Below are 12,368 nucleotides of genomic sequence, written 5' to 3'. Positions count from 1 at the left end.
AGTGGCTCGGTCGACGGTGCTGTCAGCGCGGCGGGAGTCGAACGGCACCGTCGAGCCGGACGACTTCGCCGTTCATGTAGCTGTTGGTGATCAGTTCCAGCGCCAGCGAGGCAAACTCGTCGGAGCGGCCGAGTCGCTGCGGAAACACCACGCTGGTCCCGAGCTTGGCCTTGAAGGCCTCGGCCTTCTCCCCTTCGCCGTAGATCGGTGTGTCGATCAGCCCTGGCGCGATCGTGTTTACCCGGATGCCGTGCAGGGCAAGATCGCGGGCCATCGGCAGGGTCATGGCCACGACACCGCCCTTGGCCGCCGAATAGGGCGTCTGACCGATCTGCCCGTCGAACGCCGCCACCGAAGCGGTGTGCAGAATGACACCGCGTTCGCCATCGGGGCCGGGCTCCGACTTGGCCATGGCCGCCGCAGCCAGGCGCGCACAGTTGTAGCTACCGATGAGGTTGACGCGGACCACGAACTCGAACTTCTTCAATGGGATCGGAATGCCGTCGCGATCGACGATGCGGGTTGCCGGCCCCAGCCCGGCGCAGTTGACCAGCACGCGCACGGGTCCCAGCCCGATGGCAGCGTCGACGGCCGCCTGGACCTGGTCCTCGTCGCTGACGTCGGCGAGCATGTACACCCCGCCGATCTGCTCGGCGACCCGTTGGCCCGCCTCGGCGTGCCGGTCCAGGATCACCACACGAGCGCCGCCGGCAGCCAGCGCCCGCGCGGTCGCCTCGCCCAGGCCCGACGCTCCGCCGGTGACGATCGCTGAGACGCCGTCAATGTCCACAGTCACTCCGTTTCATTCGGTTGCGGTCGTATTGCGGGCTCGAACACCTGCTCCGCTGCCCACCCGTAATCGCCCTTCCCACTGGGATTACGGCGGATGAGGTCGACGACGTGCACGCATTTGGGAACCTTGTAGCGAGCGAGCCTGCGACGACAGAACTGCAGGAGCTCCTCGATATTCATCACGGGACGCGCGGCCACCACGGCGACGACCTCGGTGCCCCATCGCGCGCTGGGCCTACCGACGACGAGAGCATCCACGATGCCGGGATAGTCCTTGAGGACGGACTCGACCTCCTCGACGAACACCTTCTCCCCACCGGTGTTGATCGTCAGAGAATCCCGGCCGAGCAGCTCGACTTGGCCATCGGCTCGCAGCCTGGCCCGATCGCCGGGGATCGTCACACGGACGCCATCGACGACCGGAAAGGTGCGCGCCGTTTTCACCGGGTCGCCTAGATAGCCCAGCGGGATGCGTCCGCGGCGGGCGAGCCAGCCCGTCGCGTCGTCGCCGGACCTGAGGAATGAGGTCATGTCCTCGGAGGCCACCAGGGTGGAGCGGTCGGGAACGAAGGCCCCGTCGTGGCCCACGGCGGTCGTTCCACGGCTGCCCTGAACGCCAGACTCCGAGGACCCGATGTTCTCGACGATCCGAAGGCCGGGGACGAGCTCGTGCAGCCGGTTTCGTGCTGTTGCGTGCAGGGCCGCGCCTCCCGACACCACAACACGCAGCGACGACACGTCATGCTGGTGGCGGTCGAGCTCCTCAACGAGCGGATAGGCAAACGCGTCACCCACGATCGTCACAGCGGTGACACGGTGTTGCTCTACGGCGCTGAGAACATCAGCGGCGCGAAAGGATTCGGCCCGCTCAGGGAACACGACAGTGTTGCCCTCACACAGGAATCCGAGCACCGCCCATTGTGATGCGCCATGCATCAACGGTGCGCACGGCAACACCCGGGACGGACGCGACCGAACCGCATCGACGATCTCGGTCACCGACTGCCATTCGCGGGCATGCCGCCGGTTCTTGATTCCGAACGTCGACACCGCGGCGTCGGCCTGCCGCCAAAGCACCCCTTTCGGCATCCCGGTGGTTCCGCCTGTGTAGATGACGTACAGGTCATCCGGAGAAGGATGGGTGTCGATCGCGGGTTCGGAGCCCGCCAGGGCTGCTTCGTAATCGAGTGCCCCGGCAAGAAGCGGGTTGGCACTGTCGTCGCTCACCTGCAACAGCAGCGGCACCGTCGTCAGCTTGGGCAGGACTTCGGCCAACTGTGGAGCAAACGCCGCGTGGTACTGAATAACGGCCGGCGCGCCATCCTTCAGCAAGTAGAGCAGTTCGTCGGCGCGGTAGAGGTAATTGACATTGAAAGGCGCGACCCGGGCCCGGAATCCGCCGAGCAGTCCCTCGATGTATTCCTGTCCGTTGTGCAGATACTGAGCGAGCATGTGCTGCCCGCTCTCGTGCCCAGCGAGGTCGCGCCGCTCGGCGAAGCATCCCAAACCGCGATCGCTGAGAAACCGGGCCAGGCGCGCGGAGCGCTCCGCCAGGTTGCGATAAGTCTGTACGTCATCACCGCGGATGATCGCGGGCCGGTCTGGGTGTCGGGCAGCCACGGCGGTGAACAGTTCGCCGATGTTGATCTCGACCGCAGGATCAGCCGTTGCCGTCGTCACCGCATCCGCCACGAAATCAACTTATCGAACGTTCGGCTGAAAACGCAAGTTGGCTGTTCAACGCCTCTTATCTCGCGAGATACCCAAGCCCAGTTTCTCGAAATCCCATGCGTTCTCGTTCCCCCGCTCGCTCAGCTTGAACTTCTGCACCCTGTTCAGGGCATTCACCGGTAATTCATCGATGAGTTCCACGTAGCGGGGCACAGCAAAATACGGAAGCGCGCCGACGAGGAAGGCGTGCATCCCATCGGGTGTCAACGCCGCGCCTGGCTCGGCCACGATCCAGGCCTTCAGATCGTCTTCACCCAGCGCCGACGGAACGGCATGTGTCGCAACAGCTTTGATATCGGGATGCTTGACGATCGCGGCTTCCACCTCGACGCAGGAAATATTCTCCCCACGGCGTCGAATGGCGTCCTTCTTTCGGTCGAAGAAGACCAGACTGCCGTCCTCGGCTCGTCGCGCCATATCTCCGGTGTGATGCCACAGCGTGCGGCTGGTCGCAACGGTGGCGGCCGGATTGTTCCAGTAGCCATCGAACATCACCATCGGCTCCCGGGGCCGGATCGCTATCTCGCCGGGTTGGCCGTCGAGTACTGGCTGATCGTTGTCGTCGAGGATCTCGACGTCGACCCAAGCAGCAGGCGCACCGAGCACGCCCGGCTGAGCTGTGTGCGCATCGAGCGGACTCAGAGTGATCGGATTGCATTCGGTCTGGCCGTACACCTCGCTGACCACACCAACTCCGAAACGCTGCTGGAACTGTTGTCGCGCCGTGGGCGCCATCGGTGGGAAGACGGTGATCCGCAGGGTGTGGTCACGGTCGTCGTCACTGGGCGGGGTGGCAAGCACCGCCATCCCCATTGGCCCCACCCCGAACGCGGCGGTCGCGCCGGCCTCGCGGCATTGCGCGATGAACCGACCGGCGCTGAATGACCGAAGGAATGTCGTCGCCAAACCGCCCTGCAATGCCGACATGAGCGTCATACCCTGACCGGCGATATGAAACATAGGCAAGGCGGTGATCACCCGTTCATCCGGGCGGTACCAATCGCTTTCGAACCAGCCCCGGGGAAGGAACATAAAGTAGCCCTGGCTCAGCACACACCCTTTGGGGAGTCCGGTCGTGCCCGAGGTGTACATGATCGCCATCGGGTCGCGCGCGGCGATGTTGTGGTCGGGGCACGACAGTTCACTGTCCACGAGCTCGCCGAAACCCACTGCGCCGGAGACCGTCTGGTCTCCGATGCTGACGAAGTGCCGTAGATCGCTCAGTTCGCCGCGAACGCGCATCGCTTCGGCGATACCGGGCGCGTCACTGAGTAGGCACGTCGTTCCCGAGTCGGCAAGTTGGTGGCGAAGGAACTCGCCCTTGAGGTAGGCGTTGAGCGGTACTTGGATCGCGCCGAGCTTGGCCAACGCCAGTATCCCCAGGTATGCCTCTTCGCAGTTCGGCAACATGACGGCCACCCGGTCGCCTTTGGTGATACCGATCTTCGACAGTCCACCGGCGATGGCGTCGGTCTTGGAGTCAACTTGCCCGAAGGTCAACCAGCCGCCGCCACAACGGAAGAACGTTCGATCGGGCTCGGTGCGCGCCCAGTGGCGCAGGCGGTCGGGAATAACACGCCAACGGTTGATCTCGGCGAGTTCGTCAGGCTCCCAGCGTCTGCTCATCGATGCACCTTTGCGTCGGTGAGGGCAGACCGGGCGCACTCGCCGGCATGCCCCTCGGTGGAATCTGTTGAACGTGGCGTCGCCAGCGCCGCCTTCACGATCGCTCCTGCGGCGGAAGTTGGACTCATGACTTCCCCTGGTGGCGGTCGGCCATCCGCCGCAGCGCGTCCGTCGTGTCGGCGTGGGCGAACAACTGCCGCTGAACCATCCATTCCCGTTCCAGCTGTTCACCGATCGACGACGACCAGGCTGCCCGCAGCAGGCGCTTGGCCGCCCTGGCACTCTGAGGTGGCAGCGAAGCCAATGCGGTGGCCCTGGCCAGCGCAGCGTCCATCAGCCCGTCGGAATCGACCAACTGGGTGACCAGGCCCAGTGACAGTGCTTCTGGCGCCTCGACCGGCGACGTCCGCGTCATGACGTCAAATGCCCTGCCCGAGCCGAGTACACGGGGTAACAGCCAGCTCATGCCCATCTCCGGCGCCAGTCCGATGATGGGCATGGCAGCGTGGAACCTGGCTGTCGTCGCGGCGATTCGGACGTCGTGGAGCAGCGCGAGGGCGAAACCACCGCCCGCCGCGGGCCCGTTAACCGCAGCTACCATCGGAGCGCCGATGTCCAGTACACGCAGGACCCACCGCCCGATGCCGAGATGGTCGGCCTGGATTTGTGACCGCGACTGCGGGCTGAGCCCCTTCCGGCCGCCCAGACCGTCAACTCCGATGTCCCCCAGCTGTATCGGTCCCCGGTCCAGCGCGGTTCCGAGTTCGGACGCGTCGGCACCGACACAGTAAGTCCGCCCGACTCCAGTCGTGACGATTGCTCCGACACGCTCGTCTCTGTCGGCCTCCTCGAGCGCAGCGAGCAGGTCGGCGAAAAGGGCGCCCCCGACGCTGTTGGCGTTGGCGGGACGGTCGAAGGTGATGACGGCAACCGGGCCGTGGCGTTCGCTGCGGACGTCAGACATGGTCGGCGTGACTCCTTGCGGCGAGATCGCCTCGACGCTGATCACGGCGCACGATGAGGCCGCGATCGGCGAGGTCGATCGTTTCAGGTGTGATCCCGCGCGCCCGTAACTCGTGCTTCATGACGCGGCCCAGCGCATTGGTCGGCAGTGCGTCGAGGAACTCGACGTACGCCGGTACGGCGAAATATGGTAGCGCACTGACGAAGTGGTCGAAGAGCTCCTCTACCTTAAGGATCTCTTCGCCGGCGGGCACGATACAGGCCTTGATGTCGTCTTCGGACAACCGCGAGGCCACCGCGTGCACCGCGCACGCGGCGACCCGGGGATGGTCGAGGATGGCCTTTTCGAGTTCCAGTGACGACACGTTCTCGCCGCGCCGCCGCAGTGCGTCCTTCTTGCGATCAGTGAACGTGATGAATCCGTCTTCGTCTGCATAGGCATAGTCGCCGGTGTGATGCCAGAGATTGCGCCAGGCCTGGGTGGTGGCCACCGGGTTGCCCCAGTAGCCGGAGTACATCGCCTCCGGGCGGCGCGGCCTGATGACGATCTCACCAATCCGGCCGGTCGGCACCGGCCAGTCGTGGTCGTCGACGACCGCGATATCGAGGTAGGGAACAGGTTTGCCCGAAGTTTGCCGTCGACGATCGCCACTGATGTGGTTGATCATCGCCGGTGCGCATTCGGTTTGGCCGTAGCCCTCACAGATGGTTGGCGTGTCGAACCGGCGCTCGAACTCCAGTTGCGCCTCCGGTGTCATCGGTATCCACGTTGCCAGCCGAAAACCCCGGGGCTCCGAGGTCGTGACAGGCTGGGCCAGGATCGCCATCGCCATCGCCCCGATGCCGAACAGCATGGTAGCGCCCTCGTCGCGCGCCGAGCACATGAACGTGCTTGCCGAAAACGACGGCGTCACAAAGACACTGATGCCCAGCTGTAACGCGGTCTGCATGACGATGGTCTGCCCGCTGAGGTGGAAGAGCGGAAACGGCGTACAGATGCGGTCACCGGGAATCACCCAGTGCGCCTCGAGGTAGGCGCTGGGCACCAGTGTCAGGTATCCGTGCGACAGCATGCATCCTTTCGGCATACCCGTGGTGCCTGACGTGTAGACGATCGCCCCGATGTCCTCGGCGGTGACCACGGTGTCCGGCAGCGGCCCTGTGCAGGCACGCAGCTCGTCGAACGGCACCGCACCGACAACCCTGCACCCGACACTGACAACACGTTCCACGATGGTCTGGTCACTGATCTGCTGGTAGGCGGCGATGCCGCCGCGATCGGCGATCAGTGTGGTGGCGCCACAGTCAGTCAGCTGATACCGCAGGAACTCTCCGCTTAGATAGGTGTTCAGCGGCACCTGTGTCGCGCCGAGTTTGGAGCAGGCGAAAACGGTGTCGACGAATTCGTCGCAATTGTCCAGCACCACTGCCACCCGGTCGCCCGGCCGAACCCCGGCAGCGGCCAACCCGGCCGCCACCCGATCTGACCGGGCATCCAGTTCCGCGTACGTCACCCAGTCGCCGCGGCATTTCACAAACGGGGCGGTGGGCCGTTGGGCTGCCCAGTAGCGAAGCGGTTGGTGAACCACGGCCGTGATGCGGTCAACACCGCCCAACGACCTGGCTCGGATGGCGGGCCCGTCGTCAAGCGACGCGGTCATCACCGACTCGCCGCCGACTGCAGGGTGAGCTCTCGGTCCACAAGCTGCCGCGCCAGGCTCAGGCTGCCGCCGAGGTCGTCTTGCAAACACAAGGCTCTCTTGTAGAAACGGTGCGGAATCGCTTCGCTGGTGAATCCCATCCCGCCGTGTACCTGTATGGCTGTTTCGCCGGCCGCGACCGCAGCGCGGCCGGCCACCAAAGCGGCCGCGGTGCCCTGTACCCGCGCACCAGCATCGCTTTCGGCCCAGCACAACGCGGCAACCAACACCTGGCTGCGCGCCATCTCCACCTCGGTGTAGGCGTCGGCCAAAAGATGCTTGATCGCTTGAAAGCTGCCGATCGGTTTGCCGAACTGGTTGCGGTCCTTGGCATAGGCCACCGAAGCGTCGACCGCGCCGCTCCCGATCCCAACCAAGTGTGCCGCAGTCAAAATGCTGAATTGCCACCGCCACATCCGGACCGTTTCCGCGTCCGCGATCAGCGTGCCGGCTTCGGACGATGGAACACGGACAACGGCGCGCGGCGCCGCGGGATCCAGTTCCGGCAGGGGTGTCCAGTCCAGGGCATCGGTAGCGAAAGCCCGCGCGCCGGCGGTATCAGCCAGCACGGTGACGTCAGTCGCGCCGCCGAAGCTGACGGCACACCCCGGCGCGAGTGCTCCGGTGACCGACACGGCACCGCTGAGCGCCCCCGGTACGGCAGTGCCGACAAGATCAGCCCACACCAGAAGTGCCGTCGGGGCGAGCGCAGCACCGCACACCTGCGCGACGAGAGCGGCTTCGACGGGCCCGAAACCACTTCCGTCCGGTTCCGGATGGCGCACACCCAGGATGCCCACCGAACCGAGTTCTCTGAGGCCCGCGTGACGTGCCGACGAGAGATCGCGCCAATCCGCGGCGAGCGACTCGCAGATATCGGTGGTTGTCGACACCAACGCGCGCTGATCGGCGTCCAACTCAAGATTCACCGTGCGCTCCTTGGAAGTCCCAGTAACCGTTCGGAGATAATGTCTCGCTGGATTTGCGATGTCCCGCCGGCGATCTCGAGCGCGAATGTCCACAACCGTTGCCGCAGAACATCGGAGGCCCATTCCCGATCCGGGCCGCTCAATGCCGCAGTCGCCACCGGTGCGGCCAGCGCTCCCAGCCGGTTGGCCAATCGCGAGAAACCGAGTTTGAACGTCGATACCTCGAACCGCGGAGCCTGGCCGTACGCCGACGCGGAGACGTTCCGGCGCAACAACGCCCAGGCCGAAGCGAGTTCGGCTCGCAGCACGGCGAGCTCGCTGACGAGTTCAGCCTCGTGAACCCGCGCGGCCAGCTCGTCGGCAAGTGTGGTGGCCGCGACCAGATCCCCCGTGAACGCCAATAGGCGTTCATGTGTCAGGGTGGCCATCGCAACCTGCCAGCCACCGCCTTCATCGCCGACGCGGTGCGACAACGGGCATCGGACCCCGTCGAGAAAGACCTCGCAGAAGTCTGCTCCACCGTCGATCGTCTTAATGGGGCGGACTTCGATGCCGGCAGAGTCCATCGGCACAGCCAGCCAGCTCAACCCCTGGTGCCCCGACGAATCGGGATCGGTACGAACGACCATCTCGCACCAGTCCGCGACATGCGCATTGGTGCTCCAGATCTTTTGGCCGGTGATCACGTAATCGTTGCCGTCGCGTTCGGCGCGGGTACGCAGGGCGGCCAGGTCGGATCCCGCTCCGGGTTCGCTGAACCCCTGGCACCACACCGTGTCGCCGTGCAGGATGGGCGGTACCAGCCGGTTGCGAATGTCGTCGTCGGCCATCGCTACCAGAGTCGGCCCGGCGTGCATCAGTCCCACCAGGTTCACCCCGACCGCGGGAGCGTTGGCACGGCCCGCCTCCTCGAGGAAGATCAACTGCTCGGCCGCGGTGCCGCCCTGTCCGCCGAACTCGACCGGCCAGTCCATTCCCGCGAAGCCGGCATCAGACAGTCGCCGCTGCCAATCCAGATCGTAAGTCCGTCGACCCCAATGGTCGTCGCGCGCCGGCGGCGACGGAAGCCCCGGAACGGTGTTGGTCAGCCAGGCGCGCAGCCGGGCCCTCAGCTCGGCCTGGCGTTCGTCGTCGCGCAGCCTCATGCCGAACCGGCCGCGCCGCGTCGCTTTCCTGGGGTGAATCGGACTTTGAGGTTTGTCACACCGCGGGTGATGCTGGCGTACCGTGCGATCGGTTCGACCAACTCGTAGTCGCCCAGGCGCGGAAGCGATTCCTCGAGAAGCACTTTGAGCTCCATGCGCGCCAGTGCCGCACCGAGGCAGCGGTGCACTCCGACACCGAACGACAAATGCCGGTTGGGCGCGCGGGTCAGGTCAACCGTCTCGGGGTCGGGGAACTCCGCCGGATCGTGATTGGCCGCCATATAGCACAGTTGCACCTTCTCACCCTCGGCGATCTCCCGCCCGTGCAGCGTCGTAGCCTGCGTTGTGGTCCGGAACAGGGCGGGCAGTGGCGTCAGGTGACGGAGGAGTTCCTCGACCGCAGAAGGGATCAGATCCGGATCCTCAATCAGCTGGCGACGCTGGTCAGGGTGCTTGGCAAGGTAATCGAACATCAGCGCGCCGCTGTTGGTCGTCGTATCGAGCCCACCCACCATGATCATGATCATTGAGAGAATGAACTGTGTCTGATCCATTGGGGCGCCATCGATCTCGATGCGGGTCAGAATCGTCGGCATGTCATCATCACGCGGTTCACGCCTGACCTCGTGGTACATCTCGGCGAAATAGCCCATGCACGACCCGATCGCCTCCAGGTCCTGGCCCGCCGAGGACAGCAGAGCGGCCCCCCACGCCTGAAAGTTGTCACGGTCCTCTACCGGAATGCCAAGCACCGGAGTGTTTACGATCGCAGGCAGCGGCATCGTCAACTGCGTTGCCAGGTCGGCGTGACCATCCTCGATGAACGCGTCGATCAGGCCGCTCACGACCTCACGCGCATGCGGCTCCTGTTTTGCCATCGCAGCCGGCGAAAAGTGTTTAACCAGAGCAGATCTGTAAACCGTGTGCAGTGGGGGATCCACCTCGATGGGCGGCAGCGGAGCCATCCCGTGCCACGGCATCGAGACACCCTGTGCCGAGGAGAATACTGCGGTATTGCGCTCCACATTCCAGATATCCTCGTAGTGCGTCAGCACCCAATTGCCACCCTGCTGTTCGCTCCAACCAATCGGGCAGCGCTCTTGCATCTCCCTCAAGCGCGGGATTGGGTCCTCATCGAGCGACAGGGTCGTGAAGTTGTCGAATGAACCGAACAGATCATCCGTCGGATGGCGGGGTTGTTCATTCTGCCGTTGGTCGTCACTTTGGCTGATGGACATCGGCACTCCTCGCTACGCGGTTGCAGGTCAAGGCCGCGCTGGCGGCTTGGTGTTGGCGTTATCGACTGCTGAGCATCGGTCAGGAACTGATTGCAGAGTGATCGCCCGTTCAGGGCACGCCGCAGCTCCCCGCCGAGCTTGTTCGACGAACTGGGCGGGAATATCCTCCACGGGAGATATCGCGTTACCCAGGTCGTCGAGGACGAACACATCGGGCGCGTTTGCCGCGCACTGTCCATGTCCGACGCAATGACCGGCGTCAACGCGGGCTCTCATGACGGTCCTCCTTTCAGCGCCTTCAGCGCCACTGCCAATCTGGTTTCCGCTTCTCCAAGTACGCCGCCCGTGCCTCGGCACTGTCGGAGTAGGTGAGCAGGCGGTTGGTGTAATCCTGTTCGGTCCGGTACGCCTCTTTGAGAGGTAAGAACTCCACCCGGTTCATCGCCTCCTTCGCGAGCCTGAGCGCGATCGGGCTCTTGGCGGCCAGTTGCACGGCCACCTCATGGGCGGTCGCGTAGAGCTTTTCCACGGGTACGACCTCGCGGATGGCACCGAGACGATGAAGTTCCTCGGCGTCGACCTTCTCGCCGAGGAAGTACATCTCCCGCGCTTTATGTCGGCCGACCATCAGCGAGAGTTGCGCGCTGGCACCGAGCAATCCGACGTTGATCTCGAGCGCGCCGAACTGCGCGTGGTCTGCGGCGACAATGATGTCGCAACATCCGGCGAAGGCCACACCGGCACCGATGGCGGGTCCGTTAACGGCAGCGATCACCGGCACAGCACAGTCGGTGACCGACCACAGCGCTTCCCGAGCGACCACACCCATGTCGACGGTCTCCGAGGGCGGTTCGTCATCAAGGCGGACGCCGTAGCTGTCGAGGTCCGCACCCCCGATGAAGGCACGGGTGCCGGCTCCGGTGAAAATCGCCGCTCGGACATCGCGGCGCTCGTTCAGCGACGTGAACGCACTCCGAATGGCCACCAGCGCGGCGCGGTCAACGGCGTTGACCGGTGGCCGGTCCAGCGTCACCGTGGCCACGAAATCCGAAACCTCTACCCGGACCGGGCCGAGATCCGTTCGCCCATCGGACGTCGACGAGGTAGTCATGAGAAGGTGATGATGCCGCGGAGATTCTTGCCGGCCTTCAGATCCTGATACCCCTGGGCGACCTGATCGAGCGGATAGCGCGCGGTGATCAGCTCGTCGAGTTTGAGGTTGCCATTCAGGTAGAGCGCCAACTGTCGTGGAATGTCGCGCGACGGGTTGCACTGGCCATACAGCGAACCCTGAATTCGTTTCTGGGACAATGTCAGATCCATCAGCGGGATGTTGGTTGCGGTCTCGGCGAAGTTACCGATGCCCGTCACGACACAGATGCCACCCTTCCGGATCGTCGCGAAGGCGGCCGCGACATGCTCACCGGTGGTGACACCCACCGTGACGATGGCCGAGTCGGCACCCTGGCCGTTGGTCACACTGCGCGCGAAATCGCCCGCCGCCGCGATGTTATCGAAAGACTCTGTTGCGCCCAGCTTCTCGGCGAGTTCACGCTTGAACGGTACGGGTTCCACGGCGATGATGTGGGACGCCCCAGCGTGCGCAGCGCCCTGCACGGCGTTGATACCGATGCCGCCGACCCCCATGACAATGACGGTGTCCCCCACCTGGACCTCTGCCGAATTCACCGCTGAACCCCAACCCGTTCCCACTCCGCAACCCAGCAGGCACAACGTCTCCAACGGAACTTCCTTGGGAACTTTCACCGCACTGTTGACATCAACGGTGGTGTACTCCGAGAAGGTCGACAGGCCGGCCATCTGTCCCACCGACTGCCCGTCGAGATGCAGCCGGAAGCTGGTCGGATCATCAAACCGAGAACCCACCAGCAGGTTTGCACCGAGATCGCAGAGATTCTGCATACCCGAGGCGCACCAGCGGCAGTGTCCGCAGGCGGGCAAGAACGAGAACACCACATGGTCGCCTTCGGTGAAACCTTTGACGCCGTTTCCTACTTCGACCACGACACCGGCACCTTCGTGTCCACCGGCGAAGGGCAACGTGGCCATCGGCATGTCCCCGGTCGCGAGATGATCGTCGGAGTGGCACAGGCCCGCCGACACCATCTTCACCATGAGTTCGCCGGCACCGGGAGAGTCCAGATCGAGCTCCACCACTTCGTACGGGCTTGGGATTGCGCGGACTATCGCTGTTCGCGTCTTCATCTCGACTCCTGCGATCGG

General features: G+C 64.6%; 11 protein-coding genes. All 11 read right to left on the bottom strand.

Translation table 11 applies throughout. The features are described 5' to 3' along the window. Window positions 1–22 precede the first annotated feature (22 nt). Complete coding sequence (locus tag VNW74_RS07760; RefSeq protein ID WP_325676053.1) at window positions 23–790, bottom strand: SDR family NAD(P)-dependent oxidoreductase; 768 nt, start codon at window positions 788–790, stop codon at window positions 23–25. 2 nt (window positions 791–792) lie between these two features. After that, window positions 793–2,484, bottom strand: a complete 1,692-nt coding sequence (locus tag VNW74_RS07755; RefSeq protein WP_414686623.1) for an AMP-binding protein — start codon at window positions 2,482–2,484, stop codon at window positions 793–795. Between the two features lie 45 nt (window positions 2,485–2,529). Then, complete coding sequence (locus tag VNW74_RS07750; protein WP_325676020.1) at window positions 2,530–4,149, bottom strand: AMP-binding protein; 1,620 nt, start codon at window positions 4,147–4,149, stop codon at window positions 2,530–2,532. Between the two features lie 124 nt (window positions 4,150–4,273). After that, window positions 4,274–5,113 carry an enoyl-CoA hydratase/isomerase family protein gene (locus VNW74_RS07745; RefSeq protein ID WP_325676019.1) on the bottom strand — a complete coding sequence of 280 codons (840 nt, stop codon included), beginning with the start codon at window positions 5,111–5,113 and terminating at the stop codon, window positions 4,274–4,276. Continuing rightward, a complete protein-coding gene (locus VNW74_RS07740) occupies window positions 5,106–6,773 on the bottom strand; it encodes an AMP-binding protein (protein WP_325676018.1) in 1,668 nt (555 codons plus the stop codon). The genes VNW74_RS07745 and VNW74_RS07740 overlap by 8 nt, the downstream gene beginning before the upstream one ends. Continuing rightward, a complete protein-coding gene (locus tag VNW74_RS07735; protein WP_325676017.1) occupies window positions 6,773–7,741 on the bottom strand; it encodes an acyl-CoA dehydrogenase in 969 nt (322 codons plus the stop codon). The genes VNW74_RS07740 and VNW74_RS07735 overlap by 1 nt, the downstream gene beginning before the upstream one ends. Next, entirely contained in the window at window positions 7,738–8,886 is a 1,149-nt protein-coding gene (locus VNW74_RS07730) for an acyl-CoA dehydrogenase family protein (RefSeq protein ID WP_325676016.1), read from the bottom strand. The genes VNW74_RS07735 and VNW74_RS07730 overlap by 4 nt, the downstream gene beginning before the upstream one ends. Further along, window positions 8,883–10,124, bottom strand: a complete 1,242-nt coding sequence (locus tag VNW74_RS07725) for a cytochrome P450 (RefSeq protein ID WP_325676015.1) — start codon at window positions 10,122–10,124, stop codon at window positions 8,883–8,885. The genes VNW74_RS07730 and VNW74_RS07725 overlap by 4 nt, the downstream gene beginning before the upstream one ends. A 27-nt stretch (window positions 10,125–10,151) precedes the next feature. Then, window positions 10,152–10,400 (bottom strand): ferredoxin, encoded by a 249-nt coding sequence (locus tag VNW74_RS07720; RefSeq protein ID WP_325676014.1) that lies wholly within the window; start codon window positions 10,398–10,400, stop codon window positions 10,152–10,154. A 22-nt stretch (window positions 10,401–10,422) separates the two neighbouring features. Next, window positions 10,423–11,235: an enoyl-CoA hydratase-related protein gene (locus tag VNW74_RS07715; RefSeq protein WP_325676013.1), complete on the bottom strand. Its 813-nt coding sequence runs from the start codon at window positions 11,233–11,235 to the stop codon at window positions 10,423–10,425. Continuing rightward, window positions 11,232–12,350: an NDMA-dependent alcohol dehydrogenase gene (locus tag VNW74_RS07710; RefSeq protein ID WP_325676012.1), complete on the bottom strand. Its 1,119-nt coding sequence runs from the start codon at window positions 12,348–12,350 to the stop codon at window positions 11,232–11,234. The genes VNW74_RS07715 and VNW74_RS07710 overlap by 4 nt, the downstream gene beginning before the upstream one ends. Between the last annotated feature and the right edge of the window lie 18 nt (window positions 12,351–12,368).

It is taken from the genome of Mycobacterium sp., assembly GCF_035570115.1.
Taxonomy (GTDB): Bacteria; Actinomycetota; Actinomycetes; order Mycobacteriales; family Mycobacteriaceae; genus Mycobacterium.
Note: the sequence above shows the minus strand (reverse complement) of the source record. Positions and strands in the feature narration are given on the sequence as shown.

Excerpts from the sequence above, each read along its gene's own strand:
- VNW74_RS07750 (WP_325676020.1), bottom strand. The coding sequence starts at position 4,149 with ATGAGCAGACGCTGGGAGCCTGACGAACTCGCCGAGATCAACCGTTGG.
- VNW74_RS07745 (WP_325676019.1), bottom strand. The coding sequence starts at position 5,113 with ATGTCTGACGTCCGCAGCGAACGCCACGGCCCGGTTGCCGTCATCACC.
- VNW74_RS07740 (WP_325676018.1), bottom strand. The coding sequence starts at position 6,773 with ATGACCGCGTCGCTTGACGACGGGCCCGCCATCCGAGCCAGGTCGTTG.
- VNW74_RS07730 (WP_325676016.1), bottom strand. The coding sequence starts at position 8,886 with ATGAGGCTGCGCGACGACGAACGCCAGGCCGAGCTGAGGGCCCGGCTG.
- VNW74_RS07725 (WP_325676015.1), bottom strand. The coding sequence starts at position 10,124 with ATGTCCATCAGCCAAAGTGACGACCAACGGCAGAATGAACAACCCCGC.
- VNW74_RS07720 (WP_325676014.1), bottom strand. The coding sequence starts at position 10,400 with ATGAGAGCCCGCGTTGACGCCGGTCATTGCGTCGGACATGGACAGTGC.
- VNW74_RS07715 (WP_325676013.1), bottom strand. The coding sequence starts at position 11,235 with ATGACTACCTCGTCGACGTCCGATGGGCGAACGGATCTCGGCCCGGTC.
- VNW74_RS07710 (WP_325676012.1), bottom strand. The coding sequence starts at position 12,350 with ATGAAGACGCGAACAGCGATAGTCCGCGCAATCCCAAGCCCGTACGAA.